Source organism: Micromonospora sp. NPDC049275 (assembly GCF_043197115.1).
Lineage (GTDB): Bacteria > Actinomycetota > Actinomycetes > Mycobacteriales > Micromonosporaceae > Micromonospora.
This window is the reverse complement of the sequence record NZ_JBICSN010000006.1, coordinates 391,388-412,207: the sequence shown is the minus strand read 5'-3', so window position 1 is coordinate 412,207 and position 20,820 is coordinate 391,388. Positions and strand designations below refer to the sequence as shown.

The window sequence follows — 20,820 nt, the reverse complement described above, 5'->3', positions numbered from 1 at the left end:
AAACCCACCCTCTCCCCCCCCCCGGACCCGCGGCGCGCCCGGGGGCCCCGCCGGTACCCCAAATCCCCTCCCCCCCCGGGGGGGCCGGGCGGCCCCCCCCCCCCCCCCCACGTCGTGATCGGACCGCGTCCAGACCCGACAGAGGACAGTGACAATGGACGACACCATCCTCGAGATGCGTGGCATCACGAAGACCTTCCCCGGGGTGACCGCGCTGGAGGACGTCAGCCTCGCGGTGCGCCGGGGGGAGATCCACGCCATCTGCGGTGAGAACGGCGCCGGCAAGTCCACCCTGATGAAGGTGCTGTCCGGCGTCCACCCCTCCGGCTCGTACGACGGGGAGATCCTCTTCGACGGCAAGCCGATGCAGTTCCGGGGCATCCGGGACAGCGAGGCCAACGGCATCGTCATCATTCACCAGGAACTAGCCCTGGTGCCCTACCTGTCGATCGCCGAGAATCTGTTCCTCGGCAACGAGCGGCGTGGCCGTGGCGGGCTCATCGACTGGAACAAGGCCAACGCCGAGGCCGCCGAGCTGCTGGCGTCGGTCGGGCTGCACGAGAACCCGGTCACCCCGGTCATCCAGCTCGGCGTCGGCAAGCAACAGCTGGTGGAGATCGCCAAGGCGCTCTCGAAGAAGGTGCGCCTGCTCATCCTGGACGAGCCGACGGCCGCTCTGAACGACGTCGACTCGGCGCACCTGCTCGGCCTGCTGCGACAGCTCAAGGAGCAGGGCATCACCTGCATCATGATCTCGCACAAGCTCAACGAGATCACCGCGATCGCCGACTCGACCACAGTGATCCGCGACGGCCGCACGGTGGAGACCCTGGACATGCGCGCCGACGACGTGAGTCAGCAGCGCATCATCCGGGGCATGGTCGGCCGTGACATCGAGAGCTTCTACCCCGATCGCGTCTCGTCGCCCGGGGAGGAGGTGCTGCGGATCGAGGACTGGTCGGTGCGGCACCCGACCCAGGAGCGGATGGTCGTCGAGGGCGTCAGCGTGTCGGTGCGCGCCGGTGAGGTCGTCGGCATCGCGGGGCTGATGGGCGCCGGCCGGACGGAGCTGGCGATGAGCGTGTTCGGCCGCTCGTACGGCCGCGACATCAGCGGCAAGCTCTTCGTGCACGGGCGGGAGGTCAGCGCCCGTACCGTCGCGGAGGCCATCGACAACGGCATCGCGTACGTCACCGAGGACCGCAAGCGGTACGGCCTCAACCTTATCGACGACGTCCGGCGCAACGTCTCGGCCGCGGCCCTGGATCGGCTGGCCCGCCTGGGATGGGTGAACGGCAACGAGGAGATCAAGGTTGCCGAGGCGAGCCGCAAGGAGATGAACATCCGGACCCCCAGCGTCATGGCGGTGGTCGGCAAGCTCTCCGGGGGCAACCAGCAGAAGGTCGTGCTGTCGAAGTGGCTGTTCACCGACCCGGATGTGCTGATCCTGGACGAGCCCACCCGGGGGATCGACGTCGGCGCCAAGTACGAGATCTACACGATCATCAACCGACTGGTGGCCGCCGGTAAGGCGGTGATCGTGATCTCGTCCGAGCTGCCGGAGCTGCTCGGCATGTGCGACCGCATCTACACCCTCGCCGCGGGCCGGATCACCGGCGAGAAGCCGGTGGGCGAGGCGACCCAGGAAAGCCTCATGGAGCTGATGACCAAGGACAAGGAGCTCGTCGGATGACCAGCATCAAAACCCCTTCGACGGAGCGCCCGACGCCCCCGGACAGCACACCCGCCGTCGCCCTGCACAGTGGGACGAGCGACCTGCGGGCGCTGGTGTTGAACAACCTTCGGCAGAGCGGGATCTACGTCGCCCTGGTCGTCATCGTCGCGCTCTTCGCGCTCCTGACCGACGGTGTGCTGCTCAGCCCCGGCAACATCACCAACATCGTCCTGCAGTACTCGTACATCCTGGTGCTCGCGATCGGGATGGTCATCCTCATCATCGGCGGGCACATCGACCTGTCGGTGGGGTCGGTGGTCGCCCTGACCGGCGCGGTCTCCGCCGTCCTGGTGATCCAGCAGGGTCACCCCTGGTGGATCGGCATCGTGGCGGCACTGGCCGTGGGTATCGCGGTGGGCGCCTGGCACGGCTTCTGGGTGGCGTACGCCGGCATCCCGGCCTTCATCGTGACCCTGGCCGGCATGCTGCTCTTCCGGGGCCTCACCCTGCAGGTGCTCGACAACATCTCCCTGTCGCCCTTCCCGGCCGAATACCAGAAGGTCGCGGCGGGCTTCCTCAACGGGCTGCTCGGCGGCCAGGGCTTCGACGCGTTCACGCTGCTCATCGGTGCCCTCGCCGTGGCCGGATACGCGGTGAGCGGCTTCCGCACCCGCCTGGCGCGCATCCGCTACCAGCAGCCGGTCGAGTCGTTCCCGCTGTTCGTCGCCCGGGTCGTCCTGGTGGGCGCGGTGCTGATGTACTTCGCCTGGCAGTTGGCGCACGCTCGCGGGCTGCCGATCGTGCTGATCATCCTGGCCGTCCTGGTGCTGGTCTACGGACTGCTCACCCGGCGTACGGTCTTCGGTCGCCAGGTCTACGCGATCGGCGGCAACCTCTCGGCGGCGGCGCTGTCGGGTGTGAAGGTCCGCACGGTCAACTTCTGGATGTTCGTCAACATGGGCTTCCTCGCGGCGGTGGCGGGCGTCATCTACTCGTCGCGGTCCAACGGAGCGCAGCCCGCGGCCGGCAACATGTTCGAGCTGGACGCGATCGCCGCGGCGTTCATCGGCGGCGCGGCGGTCACCGGTGGCGTGGGCACCGTGGTCGGCGCGATGGTCGGTGGTCTGATCATGGCGGTGATGAGCAACGGCATGCAGCTGATGGGCATCGACCAGTCGACGCAGTCGGTGGTGAAGGGCCTTGTCCTGCTCGTCGCCGTAGCGTTCGACGTCTACAACAAGCGCCGCGCCGGCACGGCCCGCTGATTCGACAACAACGCGAACGTGTGCCCCTCCCCGTCTCGGGCAGGGGCACACGTCGTTCGGTGGTGCGGTGCGTTCGGTGGTGCGGCGTGTTCGGTGGTGCGGCGTGTTCGGTGGTGCGGCGCGTTCGGTGGTGCGGGGCGTTCGGCCACCCGGCTACGTCGGCTTCGCGCTGCGGCGCCCACCGATGCCCGCGCCGGGTCGTCGTCGGGGGAGGCGCGCGCCGATGCCGGAACCGCCTTGCCGGAGTAGGCCCCACCTACCTCGAACGCTGTAGAGCTGCCCCAAGTACGGGGCGGCATCCCGCACGGCACGTAACAGGCTTGCGGCTGCGGCACTCGTGCTGATGGTGGTCCTGCCGGGTGGCGACGGTCGCGCGGTCACGCCGCCCTTCCGCATGGACGTAGCTCGCCGACCGCGCGGAGCCATGCGGTCGTGGCCGGCCCGCCGCCCCAGAGAGACGGCGTCGCCGGGCTGTCGATGCCGCAGATCTTGGACAGTTTCCGTTCGGCGGCCGAACGGAAACTGTCCAAGATCTGGTTGGTGAGCAGCCGTGTTGTGCGCGTGGTCCATCTCCTGTGGTCTGTCGTGCCACTGGCGAGGGCAGGGGTCTGTGCCGCTGGTGATTGCACACGGTCCGCAAACTCGACTGGGGTGACGACTTCCGCGCCGGATGGGGCGTGGTCCATATCTGGGGCAGCTCTACAGGCAGCCGCACCGAACCCTGGGCCGCCGCAGCGCCGCCGCCGCCGTGCCGCCGTGCCGCAGCGCCGCCGTGCCGCCGTGCCGCAGCGCCGCCGCGCCGCCGTGCCGCAGGGCCGCCGTGCCGCCGTGCCGCAGGGCCGCCGTGCCGCAGCGCCGCGTGCCGCCGTGCCGCGGGGCCGCCGTGCTTCCGAGCCGCCGTGCCAGTGAAGCGGGGTTGCCCGGGTACCGGGGCACCCCCGGCGCGGGTGTTGCGGGTGGCGCGGGTGCTGGGGTGTTGCGCGCGCCGCTGCGAGGATGATCCCGCCGCACCGCTACCGGTGCGGCGGGATCACGCGGTCAGTGGCAGGCGCCGGTGCCGCTGTCGTTGTAGGTCTGCCCGGCGACCGGTACGAACTGCCAGTCGTAGCTGCCGGAGTGCAGGGTGAACTTCAGGACCCCGAACGCCGAGCTGTTGCGGGCCTCGCTGTTGGGCTGGATGGTGCCGAAGCCGTAGTGGTCGGCGCCACCCATGCCGGCCACGAAGCTGCGCATCCCCCGGCTGGCGTCGTAACCGCCGGCGGGGTTCATCGGGCCGAACCGCTCGTACACGTGGTTGTGGCCCCAGACCACGACGTCGGCGTTGTAGTCGTAGAGCGCCTGGTACAGCGGGCGCGTCGACGTCGATGGCGCGTGGTTGGAGCTGGACGTGAACAGCGGGTGGTGCCAGTACGCCAGAGTGCAGGGCTTGCCGCTGGCCGCCAGGTCCGCGCGCAGCCACTGCTCCTGCGTCGACCCCGCCGACATGCTGACGTTCGAGTTCAGCGACACGATGTGCCAGTTGCCGAGGTCGTAGGAGTAGTACCCGCGACCGCTCGGGCCGGCGGACGTGCCGAAGTAGGTGTAGTAGCCGGTGGCGCCGGACGTGTTGTAGTCGTGGTTGCCCGGTGACGGTCGGGTACGCGCCTTGTGCCGGCCCCAGGTGGGCTCGTAGTAGCTGGCGAACTGGGACGGGGTGCCGCTGTCGTACACGTTGTCGCCGGTGGTGAAGACGGTGCCGGAGATGCCGTCGAGCAGCGCGGCGGTGGCGGTGTCACCGGAGCCGGAGGTGGCGATGTCGCCGGCGCCGACGAGGACCGGGTCGCCCGATGGCGGTGTCGTGGTGCCGGTCGTGACCACCAGTTGCGGGGCATCGCCTCCGCTCTCCCGCGTGTCGTAGTAGGCGCCGTCGCCGCTGGCGGAGGTCGCGCCGAAGCTGTACGTCCCGTTGCCGGTGACGGCGGAGGTGACGTCGACCTCGTACCAGGTGTTGCCGGCGACCGCGCCCAGCGACCCGAGGGTGGTGCCGTCGATCGTCGGCTGGTTGCTCCAGGTGGTGGCGGTCTCCGACCAGGTCGTGTTGGCCATCGCCCGGAATGTGCCACCGGCGTCGCTGCCGTTGTTGCCGCTGATCGTGCGAAGCCGGAGCTTGGCGCTTGTCACAGTGCCGCTGACGCCGCTCACCGTGAAACGCAGGAACATCCGCCGCGCTGGTGAGTTGTCGACCACGACCTGCGTGGACGTGCCGTAGTTGGTGGACGCCGTGTCGCTCTGGACGTAGGTGTCGGCGACAGGCGTGAACGTCACGCTCGCCGCGGAGGCCGCGCCCGAGCCGGTCAGAACGACGGCCGCGGTGGCGGCGACGAGCACCGCTACCGTCCCGATCGTGACCGGTGGGCGGGCGATTCGAATGTCCATCCAGGACCCCTTCGTTGCGGGTGGAAAGCGCAAGGAATGTAGGAAGGTCGATGAACCGGCGGACTGCCGCCAGGTGAACAGTACGCTCAGGCAGCGAAACAGTTCGATGTTTGTCCGATGTTCACCCACCGCATGCCTGCCCGCCCCGCACGGTCCCTTGTGACGCCCCCGATCGTGTCGTCACGATGGCTGACCGTCGCCACCGACGCAGAGGAGATGCGCGTGTACCTGTCGACCGTCTCCCGGCCGGCCGCCGACCCGCCCGACCCCGGGCCACGCCGCCGGCGGCTCGCGCTGGTCAGCGGCAACGTGATCGCGCTCGGCACGGTCAGCCTGATCACCGACATCTCGGCCGAGATGGTGGCCGCCGTCCTGCCGCTCTACCTGGTGCTGGGCCTGCAACTCAGCCCGGTGGCCTTCGGCGTGCTCGACGGGGTGCACACCGGCGCCACCGCGCTGCTGCGGGTCGTCGGGGGCTTCGTCGCCGACCGGTTCCGGCGGCGCAAACTGGTCGCCGGCGTCGGTTACGCGCTCTCGGCGGTCGCCAAGCTCGGCCTGCTGCTCGCCGGCCGGTCGGTGCCCGCGATCGGCGCGGTCATCGCCGTCGACCGGCTCGGCAAGGGTGTCCGCAGCGCGCCCCGCGACGCGCTCATCACGCTCTCCAGCCCGCCGGAAGCCCTGGGGCGGGCGTTCGGGGTGCACCGGGCCATGGACAGCGTCGGCGCGTTCCTCGGGCCGCTCGCCGCGTTCGCCGTCCTGCTCGTCGTCGGGCAGTCCTACGACGCGGTGTTCGTCACCAGCTTCTGCGTCGCCGTCCTGGCCGTCGTCGTGCTCGTGCTGTTCGTCCGCGAGCAGCCGACCACCGGGCCGGCCACCGAATCGACAGTCGACCCGGCCGCCGCACGGACCACCGGGCTGGCCACCGACCCGACCGAAGGGCCGGACGATCCCCGGATCTCCGTCCGCGAGGCGTTCGGCCTGTTGCGCAGCCGGCCCGCCCGTCGGTTGCTGGCGGCCGCGACGATGCTCGGACTGGCCACCATCGGCGACGGCTTCGTCTATCTGGTGCTGCAACGCCGGGAGGACCTCGGCCTGCGGTGGTTCCCCCTGCTGGCGGTGGGCACCAGCCTGGCCTACCTGGTGCTCGCCGCGCCCCTCGGTGTGCTCGCCGACCGGATCGGGCGGCTACCGGTGGTGGTCGGCGGCTACGTGGCCCTCGGCGTCACCTACCTGCTGCTGTCCGGCCCGGTGCACGGCTGGCCGGCGCTCGCGCTGACGCTGGCGCTGTACGGCGCGTTCTACGCGTCCACCGACGGTGTGCTCATCGCGCTCGCCGGACCGGTGCTGCCACCACGGTTGCGGACCACCGGGATCGCGCTGGTCCAGACCGGGCAGGCGCTCGCGTACCTCGTCTCGTCGATCCTGTTCGGTCTGGCCTGGCAGGCGTGGGGGCCGCAGACGGCGGTCCGGGCGGCGGCCGTGGCCGTCGTCGGCGTCCTCGTCGTGACAGTGCTCCTGCTGGCCGTCCCGTCCCGCCCGCTTCCCCGGAAGGTGTCCCCATGAACGCGATGTCGACCCGGGCGAAGCTCGGCGTGGTGGCCGCCAGCGCGGTGCTGTTGGCAAGCGTGGCGGCCGGCTACGCCGCCATCGCCGCCGAGCCGACCCGGACCCCGCCGCCGGCCGCCGCCGCCGGGGACCAGGCGGTCACACTCGCGCCGGGCCCGCGCCTGCTGGCCATCACCGACAGGTACGTCTCCAGCGTCGCGACCGCCGACCCCGCGGGGCCGCGTACCGTCTCGGGTCTGGAATGCCTGCGGGTGTACGCCGCCGGCGGCACCGGTGTCTGCCTGAAGCCGGAGACCGCATGGTCGTACCGGGTCGTGGTGCTCGACGCGGCCCTGCGCCCGAAGCGGTCCCTCAGCGTGCCCGGGCTGCCCAACCGGGCCCGGGTCTCGGCCTCCGGCCGGATGGTCTCGTGGACGACGTTCGTCGGGGGCGACTCCTACACGGCGAGCGGCTTCTCCACCCGCACCGGGATCCTCGACACCGTCACCGGCGCCACCGTCTCGTCGCTGGAGGAGTTCGCCATCACGCGCGACGGGCGCGGCTACCGCAGCCCCGACGTCAACTACTGGGGCGTCACCTTCACCGCCGACGACAACGCCTTCTACGCGACCATGGCCACCGGCGGCCGGCGTTACCTCGTGCGCGGCGACGTGGCCGCCCGGACCGTCGAGACGATGCGGACGAACGTGGAATGCCCGTCGCTGTCACCCGACGGCACCCGGATCGCCTTCAAGGAGGCGATCGACGCCGACCCGACGAAGGGCTGGCGACTGTCGGTCCTCGACCTGGCATCCGGGCGGGTCACCGCGACGGCGGAGACCACGAGCGTCGACGACCAGGCCGCCTGGCTCGATGACGCCACGCTTGCCTACACGCTGCGCCAGAGCGACGGTCGGCCCGATGTCTTCAGCGTCCCCGCCGACGGGTCCGGTACGCCGAAACTGCTGATCCCCGGCGCCGAGTCGCCGTCGCCGCTGACCTGACCGGCCCGCCGCCCCGGCGACCGGTACACCTGACCGCCTTGCGGCGGTCAACGTCCCGTCATGTCGGCTTCCGCGCCGCAGCGTCTGCCGTTCATCGACGGCCCCGAAGGTACGGACCATGACAAGGCTGAGCCGCCGCATCTTCGTCCTCAGTGGACTCACTGCCGCCGGTGCCGCGATGGCGCCCTGGCAGGGTGCCCGCGCCGCCGTGCCGTACCCCTTCAAACTCGGCGTGGCATCCGGTGATCCGGCGTCCGACAGCGTGGTCCTGTGGACCCGGCTGGCGCCCTCGCCGCTGAACGCCGACGGGCAGGGCGGCATGGCCAACGCGGACGTGACTGTCGAGTGGCAGGTGTCCACGACCGACCGCTTCTCGTCGCTTGTCGCGTCCGGCTCGGTGGCCGCCCGCTACGCCGACGCCCACTCGGTGCACGTCGTCGCGGGCGGCCTCGCCGCCGACTCCGACTACTACTACCGGTTCCGGGCGCAGGGACAGATCTCTCCGGTGGGACGCACCCGGACCACTCCGGCCCCGGGCGCCTTCGGCCGCGACCTGGTCATGGCCTTCGCGTCCTGCGCCAACTACGAGGCCGGCTACTACACCGCGTACCGGCGGATGGCCGAGGAGAACCCCGGGCTGATCCTGCACCTCGGCGACTACATCTACGAGGGCGGTGTCAACACCTCCGCCGTGCGCCAGCACGTGGGTAACGAGATCGTGTCCCTGGCCGACTACCGCCGCCGGTACGCCCTCTACAAGTCCGACCCGGACCTGCAGGCGGCGCACGCGGCCGCACCCTGGTTGGTCGTGCCGGACGACCACGAGGTGGAGAACAACTACGCCAACATGGTCCGCGCCGACAGCAGCCCGACGCTGACCGCGGCCCAGTGGACCGCCCGGCGCACCGCCGCGTACCGGGCCTACTACGAGAACATGCCGCTGCGGCCGGCCTCCGCGCCGAGCGGCAACAGCATCCCGCTGTACCGCCGCGTGCGGTGGGGGCAGCTCGCCACGTTCCACATGCTCGACACCCGTCAGTTCCGCGACGACCAGGCGTGCGGTGACGGCTGGAAGGTCTGCGCGGACGCGGACCTGGCCTCCCGCTCGCTGACCGGCGCGACCCAGGAGGCCTGGCTGCTGGACGGCCTGGCCCAGCACTACGGCACCTGGGACATCCTCGGTCAGCAGGTGTTCTTCGCCCGCCAGTACGAGGCGAGCGGGGCGGCGAGCATGGACGCCTGGGACGGCTACCGGGCGTCGCGCAGCCGCGTCCAGAACGGCTGGCAGCAGCGTGGGGTACGCAACCCGCTCGTGCTCACCGGGGACGTGCACAGGTCGTGGGCCAACGAGCTGAAGGCCGACTACGCCAACCCGTCGTCCGCCACGATCGGCACCGAACTGGTCTGCACCTCGATCACCTCGACCGGCAACGGCACCGGCAGCACGACCATCCCGAACGCGGCCACCAACCCGCATTTGAAGTTCTACTCCGACCGGCGCGGCTACGTCCGTACCACGATCGGTCGCAGCCAGGTCCGCGCGGACTTCCGCGCGGTCAACACGGTGACCGAGCACGACGCTCCCGCATCGACGGTGCGCTCGTTCGTCATCCTCGACGGCCAGCCCGGCCTGCAGGCCGGGTAGAAGGAGCACCCCCATGACCGCACTCACGACACTGCTCGCCGCGTCCCTGCTGGCTCCGACAGTCGTGGCGCCGGCACCGACCGCCATGACCGCCGAGGCCGTCACCTGGATGGCCGCCAACAGCGTGGCGGCCGGCGACCAGGACCTGCCCGCCATCGCCATGAACCGCAACGGTCAGGTCGCGGTGGCCTGGGAGGACGACCGGGACAGCACCGCGCCCGAGGACGACACCCACAGCGAGATCTACCTGCGCCTGTTCCGCGACGGCACACCCGGCTACGAGCTGAAGCTCTCGACCGGCGGTACCAGCGGAGCCGCCTGGCGGCACATCAGCCCCGACGTGGGGCTCGACGACCGGGGCAACGCCGTGGTCGTCTGGGCCGCCGACGGCGACGGCAACGGCGTCTACAACATCCAGTACCGCGTGGTGTCGCCGGCCGGTGCGATCCTCGGCTCGGGGCAGGCCAACACCAGCGACGCCGGGCAGCAGATCTGGCCGAAGGTGGCGGTCGACCCCGACGGCGCACCCACCACCGCCGCCGTCGGCTTCACCGCCGTCTGGGAGGACGTGCAGGGGACCGCTCCGGCCACCGTCAAGGCCGCCGGCTTCACCTCCCCCACCACCAAGGGGTACGAGGTGACGGCCTCGCAGACGACCGGCTCGCACCACCGGCCCGACGTGGCGGTGTCCGCCTCCGGCGAGGCGCTTGTGGTCTGGGACGAGGACGCCGACGCCAACGGCTCGTACAACATCGGTCTGACCCGGCTCGCCCGGTCCACCGGCGCTGTGGTGCTGTCCCGGCGTACGGCCAACGCGCAGAGCGGCGGGCAGCAGCAGCGGGCGTCGGTCGCGACGACCTTCGCCGGGGACTTCACAGTCGGGTGGGAGTCGGACCACACAGGCACCCGGGGCGTGTGGGCGCGCTCGTTCACCGCCGACGGCGTCGCCCGGCACGGCGAGGTCCAGGTGTCCACCGGGACCGGGGCCGTCGCGCCCGGGGTCGGCATCGACGACGAGGACAACGTGGTGGTGGGCTGGACGGTGTCCGGCGCCAACCCGGACGTCTGGGCGCGCGGCCTCAACCCGGACGGCACCTCCAGCGGCCGGCTTCCGGCCCAGGCGCTGAGCCAGACCACCACCGGTCGGCAGGACCAGCTCGCCGTCGCCGCGTCCCCGTGGGGCGAGGTGAGCCTCTGCTACACCGACGACAACGACGGCAACCTCTTCGACCAGGTGCTCCTCGGCCTCGGGGCGACGAACTCCACCTGGCTGATGACTGCCGACGAACTGCGCCGGCGCAAGGAACGGGCCGCCACCGTACCGGCGCGCTGAACGGAGGAGAGGGTGCACGGGCCGCGTCTGGACGTCGAGGCGCGGCCCGTAAGCCGTGTGGCGTCAGCCGAAGAGCAGGTCGAGGTGGGCGTCCAGGGCTGCCAACGCCTGCTCGGCGGTGTACTGGCCACCGAGCAGGTAGACGCCCAGTCCCTCCATCAGCGCGAGTAGTCCCGTGGCGGCGGCGTCGCCCCGGTCGTCCGGCAGCAGGCTGGCGATGAACCCGGTGAGCTGCGTGGTGTCCTCGCGCAGGCTGGGCGCGGCCGATGGTCGTACCGCCGTGTAGGCGAGGAAGGCGAGCGCGACCCGACCGTCGTCGCGGGTGTGCTCGTCAAGAGGCAGGAGCGCGATGATCATCGTGCGCAGCAGCAGCCGGGGGGAGGGGTTCTCGCCCAGTCCCGTCACCGCCTCGGTGACCCGGATCTGGCTGCGCTCGCGGACCACGCTCAACGCGAACGCCATCATCTCGTCCTTGGTGCGGAAGTAGTGCTGGACCATCCCGGCGGACACGCCCGCCGCGCCTGCCACGTGGCGGAGACTGACCGCCTCCAGGCCCTGGTCCGCGGCGACCCGCATCAACGCGTCCGCGATGAGGGTGCGTCGCTGCTGGTGATCGACCTTCTTGGGCATGACCTCGATCGTTTCACAGTGGGCGGTCGGCAGACCCCGCCGCCGTGCGGCCCTGGCTGCGGGCGGTGTCGCCCCGGGCGCTGTGCAGCAGGCCGTCGGGGTCGTCGGCGTACAGCCGCAGCTCGTCCATCGGCGCGGACCGGCCCGACGGCAGGTCGAAGGTCGTCGGGCGGCGCAGCAGGACGTCGACGCTCGTCTGACTGCCGACCGAGAGGTGCAGGACCGTACGGTCACCCTCCCGCTCCACCTGGACGGACCTGCTGGAGGGCAGTGAGCGGTGGCGCTTGCGGAGCGCCTCGACGTCGGTCCACGGGATCCAGATGTCGATGCCCGAGTTGACCCGCACCCGCAGACCGGTGTCACCGACGACGTGGGGATGGATGGTCATGCTGGCGAAGAGGCCGACCATCCAGAGCAGACCCCAGATGCCGAGGCCGAGCACGATCCAGCGGGCCGGTCGCCACGGCACCACGTGGGTGACGATCAGGTCGAAGATCGGGATCTCGACGACCGACAGGCCGATGAAGATGCCGAGGATCGGCTTGACCACGCCGAGGTAGCCGAACGCCTCGTCGCCGGGCGCCAGCGGCAGGGGGCGGCGCCGCGCCCACGCGTAGAGGCTGCGCCACATCGCGGCCTCGGCCACGGCCGCCCGGCGCACCAGCGGCCCCACCGTCGCTCTTGTCGACGGCCTCGTGTCGGTCATCGTCGTCGCCTCGATCTCTTTCGCAATGCAACTGCATTGCGTCCCACGCTACCGCCTTTCCGATGCGACTGCAATGTCAGCCGTGTGGGCGGCAGGTGCTCGTGGCGTTGTCGGCGTCTGCCATGCTCGGGCGGGTGACGACCGGCAGCCCCTCCCGAGCCCGCAGCCACCGCCGCATCCGCCGCCGCCCGGCACTCCTCGTCCTTCTCGCGCTCGTCGCGGCGACGGCCGTTGTCGGCGTCGCCGTGGTCGTCGTGCCGTTGCTGCGGCCCGCGGGTCCCCGTCCGCTCTTCCAGATGCCTGTCACCTGCGGGGAGACGTGGCAGCTCAGCACCTACCCCGGTCACGACGACTTCGACGTCGACCTGTTCCCCATCGAGGGCGAGGCGTGGGGGCGGCCGGTGCTCGCGTCCTTCGGCGGCACGGTCACCGTGGCGGGGATCAACGGTTCGCTGGGTGGTCGTACGCCGGAGAATCCGGAGGGCCCGCGCGGACGCGGCGGCGGCTACTGGGTGAAGATCGATCACGGTGGCAAGTGGGAGACGCAGTACCTGCACATGCTCGAACCGCCGATGGTGAAGGTCGGTCAGCGGGTCGAGCAGGGCGACCAGATCGGGAAGCTCGGCAGCACCGGCGACTCGGGGGCTCCGCACCTGCACTACGAGCAGCGACGCGGCTGGGAGAAGGTGGAAACCCACTTCGGCGGTACACCGTCGGGCATCACCACCGACGAACGCGAACAGATCCTGCGACGGGTGAGTGACAACTGCCCGGCCGTCTCCTGAGGACCGCGGTTTTGCCCGCCACGACTCGGGGCACTGCACTGGTGACAGTCCAGACGCAGGGGAGGAGCGGGCGATGGTCAAGGGTGACGTCGACACGTACCAGGAAGACGGGCAGTGGAAGAACCGTCCGGAGGGCAACGACCGGGCCAGCAGCACCCATGACTCCAAGGCCGACGCGCAGGCGCAGGGTCGCGAGATGGCGGCCGACCGGGGCGTCGAGCACGTGATCAAGAAGCAGGACGGCACGATCGGTGAGAAGAACACGTACCCGCGCAGCCGCGACCCACGGGACATCGCGGGCTGACCGCCGCACCGCCTGCGACCGACCTCTTCGGCGTGACCGAGGAGGTCGGTCCGTTCTTATGTGTGTCACTTCCAGCGTTATCGCCGTCTGTCCCAGGTGGGGAATTTAGGGGGATATAGTCCGGTTCGGGGCTGAAGTGAAAGCTGGGAGTGGACATGACGTTTCGGGGTCGACGGCGTCGTCTCATGAGCGCAGCGGTTCTGGTGGTCGCCGTGACCGCGGGGACCCTCGCGCTCGCACCGCCCCCCGCGTGGGCGGTCGGGTCGGTTCTGTTCGACCAGCCGTTTCACAACAACACCGCGAACGGCATCGGCCCCGTGACGGTGCCGGGCGTCCCCACCCCCACCGCTACCAACGTCGCCTGCCTGAGCGCGGCCGGCAACACGACAAGCGGCCCGTTGCTGAGCTGCACCACATCCACCGACCCTCAGGGCGCGGGCAAGCTGCGTCTCACCCCGGCCACCGCCACTCGGCAGGGCGGGGTGTTCGGCGCGGTGAGCGTGCCCACCTCGCAGGGCCTGCACGTCTCCTTCAACACCTACCAGTACGGCGGCATCAACCCGGGCGCGGACGGCCTGGCGTTCGCGCTGGCCGCCGTCGATCCGGCGAACCCGCTGTCCCCGGCGGTCATCGGTCAGCCCGGCGGGTCCCTCGGCTACTCGGCGGCGTTCAACGGCGGCTCGGTGGGTCTGTCCAACGGCTACCTGGGCGTCGGCCTGGACGTGTTCGGCAACTTCAGCAACAGCCTCTACCAGGGTTCCGGCTGCACGAATCCGCCGTACATCTCCACCACCAACGGGCGGGTGCCCGGCCAGGTCGTGGTCCGTGGACCGGGCCGTAACGGTGTCGGCTACTGCGCCATCAACAGCACGGCCACCACCACCTCGTCGCCCGCGCTGACGTTGCGCGCCGCCACCCGCCCGGCCTCTGTGGTACCGGTCGAGGTGGTCGTCAACACCACCTCGTCCCCGTACACGACCGACACCGGGATCACCGTGCCGGCCGGCGAGTACCGGGTCCGGTTCACCCCGGTCGGGGGATCGGCGCGGACCCTGGCCGGCAGCCTCCCGGTCGTCTCGCCGGGCCTGTACCCGTCACCGACCTGGCTGAACGCCAGCGGCTTTCCTCGGCAACTCGCCTTCGGCTGGGTGGGCTCGACCGGTTCGGTCACCGACTTCCACGAGGTCGACAACGTCCGCGCGGTCACCTTCAACCCGGTGCCGGACCTGAACGTGTCGCAGACCAGCGCGGTCGGCCTCAGCCCGCAGCCCGGCGATCCGGTCACCTACTCGATCACCGCAGGGGTCGATGCCGGGGCCACCGAGACGGCGCCGATCTCCGTCACCCAGACCGTGCCCACCGGTGTCGTGCCGCGCGGGGCGTTCGGCTCCGGCTGGGTCTGCGGCGCACCCGTCGGGCAGACGATCACCTGCACCAACAGCAACGGCCCGTTTTCCGGCGGGACCTCGCTGCCGCCGATCACCGTCGTCGCGACCGTGACCGGTACCGGAGTGACGCCGGCGCTGATCCAGACCGCCACGGTGGCGACCTCGTCCTCGATCGACGCCAACCCGGGCTACTCCTCCGTCACGACGCCCGTCGCGCCGGGCACCGCACCGAGCGGCGTGACCGTCACCCCGGCGCAGAGTTCGATCGCCGGGGGCATCGCGGTCACCGTCGGCGGAAGCGACCTCACCGCGGCGACCGCGATCACCATCGGTACGGCCGCCGAACAGCAGGCCGGCACGTCGGTGCTGCTGCTGCCGTGCACGTCCGGCCCGGCCGCCGGCTGCTTCACCGTGAACTCCGACGGCACCCTCGGCATCTCCTCCATGCCCGCCCGCTCCAGCGCCGCAACGGTCACCGTCAGCGTCGTCACCCGTGGCGCCGCGGGATCGGCCAGCTACGTCTACGCGTCCGCGCCCGCCGCGCCGGCCACGCCCACGGCGGTCGCGGGCGTCACCAGCGCCACCGTGAGCTGGACCGCGCCGGCGAGCAACGGAAGCCCGATCACGACGTACCTGATCACCCCCATCCGGGACGGCGTCACCCAACCGACCCTCACCTTCGACGCCTCGACCACCAGCCGCACGTTGACCGGGTTGACCGCCGGCTCGTCGTACGCCTTCCGGGTGGCGGCCGTGAACGCGTACGGCACCGGGGCCGCCAGCCCGGCCTCGGCGGCGGTCGTTCCGTACACCCTGCCGGGCACCCCGACGATCACCTCGGCCACCGCGGGGACCACCGCGGCCACGCTGAGCTGGACGGCTCCGACCAACGGCAGTTCGCCGATCACCGGTTACACGGTGACGCCGTACCTCGGCGGTGTGGCGCAGACGCCGCAGACCTTCACCGGGACCGCCACGACCCAGACCGTCACCGGACTGACCGGCGGCGCGACGTACACCTTCCGGGTGGCCGCGATCAACGCGGCGGGCACCGGCGGGCAGTCGGCCCCCTCCGCGTCGGTGACTGTCAACCCGCAACCGACGCTCACCTTCGCGCCGCCCCCGCCGGGCAAGGCGTACGTCCCGTACCAGTACCAGCTCACGGTGGCCGGCGGAACGAGCCCCTTCGCCTGGTCGGTAAGCGCCGGGAGCCTGCCCGCCGGGCTGACCCTCGACCCGGTCAGCGGCCTGCTCTCCGGCACGCCCACCGCGTCCGGGACGTTCTCGTTCACCGTGCGGGTGACCGACTCGTCCAACCAGTCCGCCACCCGACCTGTCGACCTGATCATCAACCCGCTCGGCGGGCTCTCCATAAGCGTCCCGGCCATCACCCCACTCGGCACCGTCACAACGGATGAGACAGGCGTCTCCGGCCAGCTCGGCCCGGTGACCGTGAGCGACGACCGGGGTCCCTTCTCCGGCCGGTGGGTAAGCGTCGTCTCGACCACCAACTTCACGACGGGCGCCGGCTCGGGTGGCGAGACCATCCCGAACAACAATGTCACGTACGTCTCCGGGGCGGCCCTCGCCACCACCGGCGACGGAACCTTTGTCCCGCAGCCCGGCGCGGTGTTGGACACGCCGCGTACGGCCGCCGGGTGGTCCGGTCAGACCGGCGATCCGAACTCCGCCACCTGGAACCCGACGCTGCTGGTGACGCTCCCGCCCGGGCTGGTGGTCGGCGACTACACGGCGGTCGTGACGCACTCGGTCATCTAGGTTCTACCCGTCGCCGGGAGCCAGGAGCCAAGGCCCGGAATCCCCACGGCCCGGAAACGCCGCGGCCACGAGCCGTGGTCCGGGGAACGCCACTGCCCGGCCGCTTCCGGGAGGAAGGGCCGGGCAGTCGCCTTCAGGACGGGCTCTCAGGCCAGCCGCGTCCGCTGTCGACGCACGAGGTACCAGCCGCCGGCGGTGATCAGCGCCAGCATGGCGATCCCGCCGCCCGCGTAGGGCAGCCAGCCGGGTCCGGCGGATGTCGAGACGGCCATCGGCGCCGCGACGGGCAGGACGATCGTTCCGGTCGCGGTGCGTTCCACTGTGCCGCTGGCGAGCTGAGCCCGGACGTCCCAGGTCCCCGCGGGGAGGGCCTGGTCGACCTCGACCCGGACCTGACCGGTGTCACCGGGCAGGATCGTCACGCCGTTTGTCACCGTGAACGGACCGGCCCGCACCGCCGCCTTGCTCAACGTCACGGTCCCGGTCATGTCCACCGCGCGTCGACCGGTGTTGGTGACCCGCGCGGTGACCACGGGAAACTCCCCGGCGCCGGGCTCGGCGGCGAGCCCGTCGATGCGGAAGTCCGTCGGCGGCTCGCCGCCGGGGCCGATGTCGAGGTAGACCCGGATGCCCACCCGGTGAATCTGGGTGACGTTGCCGGTGCCCTGCTTCGCGCTGGTGACCTGCGCCCAGATCGCGGCGTACCGCTCGCCCTCGGAGGCCTTGCGCGGTACGGCGATCTCGACCCCGACCGGCTGCCGTTCGCCCGGGTCCAGCTCGATCCGAGCGGTCTCCAGTCGAATCCAACCACTGAGCTCGTTGCCCGTACGCCCGTCGGGCACGGTGAAGGCGTTGTTCTCGATCGACGCGCCGCCGGAGTAGAACTCGATCTTCTGTGTCTCGTCGGAGGTGTTCCGTACCTCGACCCGCCGCTTGATCGTCATCCCCGGCGTCAAATGGTCCACGATGTAGACCTGGGCGCGCGGGTCCTGCACCCGACTCGCGGGGATGTCCAGCATGCGGATGCTGATGGCAGCGGCGTCGTCGGCGGGCTCGTGTCGGTGTTCCCGCACGGCAACGGCTGGCGCCGCCGACACCCCGAGCGCCACGAGGGCGACGGAGGTCAGCAGCGCCAGCCGGCCGAGCGGCTCAGAACACCGAATGTGTCACCGTCCCCGTGTAGACACCCTGCACGGTGCCGACCGGCACGTTCACCACAAGCGTGGGGTCCCAGGTGGCGAAGTTGTTGCCCGTCCCGCCGGTGTGGGTCATCGCCGGCTGCGGGACGTTGATGATCACCTGTTGGGCCGAGGTCGGCTGACCCGGCGTGAAGGTGCCACTGCCGGCGGTGGCCGTCGCCGGGCCCGACCAGTAGAGGACGTTGATGTTCGGGATCGTCTCGCCCGAGGTGCCGCCGCCGGTGGTGAAGTCGGTGGAGACGACCGTGGCGGTCCAGTTGGGGGTGAGCGACCCCCGCTGGTCCAGCACCGTGACCGGGCCGAGCCGGCCGGAGACGCTCGTGCCCTCCACACCGTGCCCGATGTTCGTCGTCGCGGGCACCGTGATCGACAGGCCACCGGCGGCGTCGATGGTGAGGGTCACAATCGTCGAGCCTGTCGTGTCGGCTGCGGCCGGCCCGGCGAGAGCGAGAGCGGCGGCAATGCCCGCCACGCCCGCGAGAAGTTTCCTGCGCATCGAGTCTCCTTCGTCCTGAATCGCCCATGAGATGCGGTTCAGAGCGTATCTACGCATAAACCTATAAAACCGGCAAAAACCCAAAGTCCCCCGGAGCGGTCAGGCTGGCACGACGTACGGGAACGCGTCGGCGCGGGCGGCCTTCGTGACGTCGGGCGTGAGGCCCGAGGTGGTCCCGGTGTTGAGGATCAGGGAGAACATCACCTCGGGCGCGTTGTCGGCCATGGTGCGGCCGTTGTGCACCGCGAAGCCGTAGTTGGCGGCCGTGCCGACCGTGTACGACAGCACGTCCGGGTAGAGCGTCCGGGCGACGCTCCAGCCGTACGCCTGCGGGTCCGGTGCGGTGCCGTTCGCCGCGACGACCCCGGCGACCGCTTTGGCGATCTCCTCCCCGTCCTCCGGAAGGTCCTGACGAGGGTGCCGGAAGTTCGCCGGGTCGGAGAAGTCGGTGTCGTGTGGCCAGAAGACGGGCCACATCATGGGGTGGCCCGCGCGGTTGATCTGCCGCCACCCGCCCGCGTCGGTGGCCAGCAGGGTCCGACACCAGACGCCGATCTCGGTGCCCTCGCGCAGCAGCGGCTCGTCGTGGGAGACCTCCAGGACGATCGACTCGACCGTGGTGCCGGCGAAGCTGTTCTTGGCCTGGTCGGCCCGCCACGCCGAGCGGTCCACCTTCGCGCCGTTCTTGACCGCTCCGTTGATCGTGGCGAGTTCGTCGAGGTCGATGTAGAACGGGTCGGTGATCCGGCCGGCCCAGATCCGGACGCGCTGCCCCGTCGTCATCTCGCCGGTCCTGCCCTGGGCGATGGGAGTGCCCATGGCGGCGTCGTCACGTGCGTCCGCGCCGGTGAGTTCGTACAGCTCCAGGGTCTGCGTGGCGTTGCCGTCCGGCTCACCGAAGGCGAATCGGTAGGTCAACTCCTCCTGGTCCGAGCCGTTGAAGTGAATCTTGAACTCGTAGCGGGCCTCGGCGTGGAAGCCGCGCTTGATGTCGGCCTTGGTCACCGAGCTGTTGACGTCCATGACGAACACGGTGGCGCGGTCGCCGTTGAAGACGTACAGGTCGTCGATGTAGAGCTGACCGCCCTGGGCGGCGAGGGGGGTGTCGAGATGGTGCGACATGGGCTCACTCCCGTAACGGCTGTATCCGGATTAAACCGAACATAGCGGTCGTAAAGCGGCCGCCCACTTCATCGGCCGAATCCGGCTCCCCGGGGTGCGCGGTCGTCGCACGCGACGGCGGGCCGTCCGAGGCTGGTCTCGGACGGCCCGTTCGCTCGCGGTGGCCCCGTCAGAAGCGGGACCACTTCTGGTTGGCCGCGCCGAGGCAGTCCCACAGGTGCAGCTTGCCGCCGTTGTTGGGGTTGGCGTCCCGCACGTCCACGCACCTGTTGGCGCTGAGATTGACCAGGTCGCCCGCGCTGTTGAGGGTGAAGCGCTGGGCCGGATTGCCGTTGCAGCTCACCAGGTTGACCTCGGTGCCGTTGGCGGTGCCGGCCCAGGCCGGGTCCATGCACTTGCCCATCGCGCGGACGGTGCCGTCGGAGGCGAACGTCCACGCCTGCGCCGCGGTCGTGTTGCAGTCCCAGATCTGCAGCTTGGCGCCCTCGACCGGGTTGGCGCTCGGGATGTCGACGCAGCGCCCGCTCTGCGCCCCCCGGATCCGGGTGGTGCCGGGCGCCGGGTCGCCGCCGCCGGAGGTGTAGCTCGACACCCGGACGTAGTCGACAAGCATCTGCTGGGGGAACTGGGTGGACCCGTCCGGATAGCCGGGCCAGTTACCGCCGACCGCCACGTTGAGGATCATGAAGAACGGGTGGTCGAACACCCACCGGTTGCCGCCGAGCCGGGCGGGGTCGACCCGGTGGTACTGCACCCCGTCCAGGTACCAGGTGATCGCGTTCGGCTCCCAGTCCACGCGGTAGTCGTGGAAGCCGTCGGCGAGCGGACCGCCGATGCTCCGGCTGCCGGTGATGCCGCCGCTGCCCGAGTAGCCGGGCCCGTGCACCGTGCCGTAGACGGTGTTCGGCTCGCGGCCGATGTTCTCCATGACGTCGATCTCGCCGGCGTCGGGCCACCCGCCGCCGGTGCCGAGCATCCAGAACGCCGGCCAGATGCCCTGGCCGCGCGGGATCTTGATGCGGGCCTCGAAGCGGCCGTACGTCTGGGTGAAGGTCGCCGCCGTCAGCAGTCGTGCCGAGGTGTACTCGCAGCGACCGTAGTGGCACTGGTAGTTGGCCGGGTTCTCCCGGCGGGCGGTGATGACGAGGTTGCCCTGGCCGTCGTGCACCGCGTTGCTGGTGCTGTTGGTGTAGTACTGCCGCTCGTTGTTGCCCCAGCCGCCACCGCCGGTGTCGAAGCGCCATTTGCCCTGGTCGACGGGTGTGCCGGCCGGGGCATTGAACTCGTCCTGCCAGGTGATCGGGCCGATGGCGGCCTCGGCCCGGTCGGACTGGCCCGGAAGGGTGAGGGAGGCGAGGGTGGTGACGAGGGCGACCGCGGCGAGGGCGAGGGGCCGCAGACGCGGTGCGGGACGGGTTGTGAACACGGGAGGCTCCTCAGCGATCAGGTGGCGGAGGTGGCGGCGCCGGAGAGACAGAGAGCGCTCTCTATAACGAAGCATGTCGATTTAACGGGTTTCTGTCAAGAGT

At 70.8% G+C, this 20,820-nt stretch carries 17 protein-coding genes; 9 read left to right on the top strand and 8 right to left on the bottom strand.

Features of this window, described 5'->3' with window-relative positions; translation table 11 throughout:
* The first annotated feature begins 154 nt into the window (after positions 1-154).
* Positions 155-1,693 carry a multiple monosaccharide ABC transporter ATP-binding protein gene (gene mmsA / locus ACGFIE_RS21315; RefSeq protein WP_393296978.1) on the top strand — a complete coding sequence of 513 codons (1,539 nt, stop codon included), beginning with the start codon at positions 155-157 and terminating at the stop codon, positions 1,691-1,693.
* Positions 1,690-2,940, top strand: a complete 1,251-nt coding sequence (gene mmsB / locus ACGFIE_RS21310) for a multiple monosaccharide ABC transporter permease (RefSeq protein ID WP_393296976.1) — start codon at positions 1,690-1,692, stop codon at positions 2,938-2,940. Before mmsA ends, mmsB begins: the two co-directional genes overlap by 4 nt.
* 699 nt (positions 2,941-3,639) lie before the next feature.
* Here mmsB and ACGFIE_RS21305 read toward each other — a convergent pair.
* The gene (locus ACGFIE_RS21305) at positions 3,640-3,876 is read right to left on the bottom strand and encodes a hypothetical protein (RefSeq protein ID WP_393296974.1); all 237 of its coding nucleotides are present in this window, start codon (positions 3,874-3,876) and stop codon (positions 3,640-3,642) included.
* Between the two features lie 102 nt (positions 3,877-3,978).
* Positions 3,979-5,355: a DNRLRE domain-containing protein gene (locus ACGFIE_RS21300; protein ID WP_393296972.1), complete on the bottom strand. Its 1,377-nt coding sequence runs from the start codon at positions 5,353-5,355 to the stop codon at positions 3,979-3,981.
* Between the two features lie 222 nt (positions 5,356-5,577).
* Here ACGFIE_RS21300 and ACGFIE_RS21295 point away from each other — a divergent pair, with 222 nt between their 5' ends.
* The 4 genes from ACGFIE_RS21295 to ACGFIE_RS21280 all read left to right on the top strand — a co-directional run bounded on the left by ACGFIE_RS21295 (position 5,578) and on the right by ACGFIE_RS21280 (position 10,882).
* Complete coding sequence (locus tag ACGFIE_RS21295; RefSeq protein WP_393296970.1) at positions 5,578-6,918, top strand: MFS transporter; 1,341 nt, start codon at positions 5,578-5,580, stop codon at positions 6,916-6,918.
* Positions 6,915-7,904, top strand: a complete 990-nt coding sequence (locus ACGFIE_RS21290; protein ID WP_393296968.1) for a TolB family protein — start codon at positions 6,915-6,917, stop codon at positions 7,902-7,904. The genes ACGFIE_RS21295 and ACGFIE_RS21290 overlap by 4 nt, the downstream gene beginning before the upstream one ends.
* A gap of 118 nt (positions 7,905-8,022) precedes the next feature.
* Positions 8,023-9,549: an alkaline phosphatase D family protein gene (locus ACGFIE_RS21285; protein WP_393296966.1), complete on the top strand. Its 1,527-nt coding sequence runs from the start codon at positions 8,023-8,025 to the stop codon at positions 9,547-9,549.
* A 13-nt stretch (positions 9,550-9,562) separates the two neighbouring features.
* Positions 9,563-10,882: a hypothetical protein gene (locus tag ACGFIE_RS21280; RefSeq protein ID WP_393296964.1), complete on the top strand. Its 1,320-nt coding sequence runs from the start codon at positions 9,563-9,565 to the stop codon at positions 10,880-10,882.
* Between the two features lie 63 nt (positions 10,883-10,945).
* Here the strand turns inward: ACGFIE_RS21280 and ACGFIE_RS21275 are convergent, their stop codons facing one another.
* Together ACGFIE_RS21275 and ACGFIE_RS21270 are read right to left on the bottom strand one after the other, a co-directional pair.
* On the bottom strand, positions 10,946-11,512 hold the full coding sequence (locus ACGFIE_RS21275) for a TetR/AcrR family transcriptional regulator (RefSeq protein WP_393296962.1): 567 nt from the start codon (positions 11,510-11,512) through the stop codon (positions 10,946-10,948).
* Between the two features lie 13 nt (positions 11,513-11,525).
* Positions 11,526-12,218, bottom strand: a complete 693-nt coding sequence (locus tag ACGFIE_RS21270; RefSeq protein ID WP_393296960.1) for a hypothetical protein — start codon at positions 12,216-12,218, stop codon at positions 11,526-11,528.
* Positions 12,219-12,340: 122 nt separating this feature from the next.
* Between ACGFIE_RS21270 and ACGFIE_RS21265 the strand changes: the two genes are divergently transcribed.
* The 3 genes from ACGFIE_RS21265 (at position 12,341) to ACGFIE_RS21255 (ending at position 16,474) form a co-directional block, all read left to right on the top strand.
* Positions 12,341-13,003, top strand: coding sequence for a M23 family metallopeptidase (locus ACGFIE_RS21265; RefSeq protein WP_393297002.1), 663 nt, complete (start codon positions 12,341-12,343; stop codon positions 13,001-13,003).
* A gap of 73 nt (positions 13,004-13,076) precedes the next feature.
* Positions 13,077-13,307, top strand: coding sequence for a DUF2188 domain-containing protein (locus tag ACGFIE_RS21260; protein ID WP_007457642.1), 231 nt, complete (start codon positions 13,077-13,079; stop codon positions 13,305-13,307).
* 185 nt (positions 13,308-13,492) lie between these two features.
* Positions 13,493-16,474 carry a fibronectin type III domain-containing protein gene (locus ACGFIE_RS21255; protein ID WP_393296958.1) on the top strand — a complete coding sequence of 994 codons (2,982 nt, stop codon included), beginning with the start codon at positions 13,493-13,495 and terminating at the stop codon, positions 16,472-16,474.
* A 146-nt stretch (positions 16,475-16,620) separates the two neighbouring features.
* On the opposite strand, the gene ACGFIE_RS21250 is transcribed toward ACGFIE_RS21255, so the two are convergent.
* The 4 genes from ACGFIE_RS21250 to ACGFIE_RS21235 all read right to left on the bottom strand — a co-directional run bounded on the left by ACGFIE_RS21250 (position 16,621) and on the right by ACGFIE_RS21235 (position 20,717).
* A complete protein-coding gene (locus ACGFIE_RS21250) occupies positions 16,621-17,583 on the bottom strand; it encodes a hypothetical protein (RefSeq protein ID WP_393296956.1) in 963 nt (320 codons plus the stop codon).
* A 40-nt stretch (positions 17,584-17,623) separates the two neighbouring features.
* On the bottom strand, positions 17,624-18,169 hold the full coding sequence (locus ACGFIE_RS21245) for a hypothetical protein (protein ID WP_393296954.1): 546 nt from the start codon (positions 18,167-18,169) through the stop codon (positions 17,624-17,626).
* Positions 18,170-18,268: 99 nt separating this feature from the next.
* The gene (locus ACGFIE_RS21240) at positions 18,269-19,291 is read right to left on the bottom strand and encodes a DUF4331 family protein (protein ID WP_393296952.1); all 1,023 of its coding nucleotides are present in this window, start codon (positions 19,289-19,291) and stop codon (positions 18,269-18,271) included.
* A 169-nt stretch (positions 19,292-19,460) separates the two neighbouring features.
* Complete coding sequence (locus tag ACGFIE_RS21235; protein WP_393296950.1) at positions 19,461-20,717, bottom strand: family 16 glycosylhydrolase; 1,257 nt, start codon at positions 20,715-20,717, stop codon at positions 19,461-19,463.
* Between the last annotated feature and the right edge of the window lie 103 nt (positions 20,718-20,820).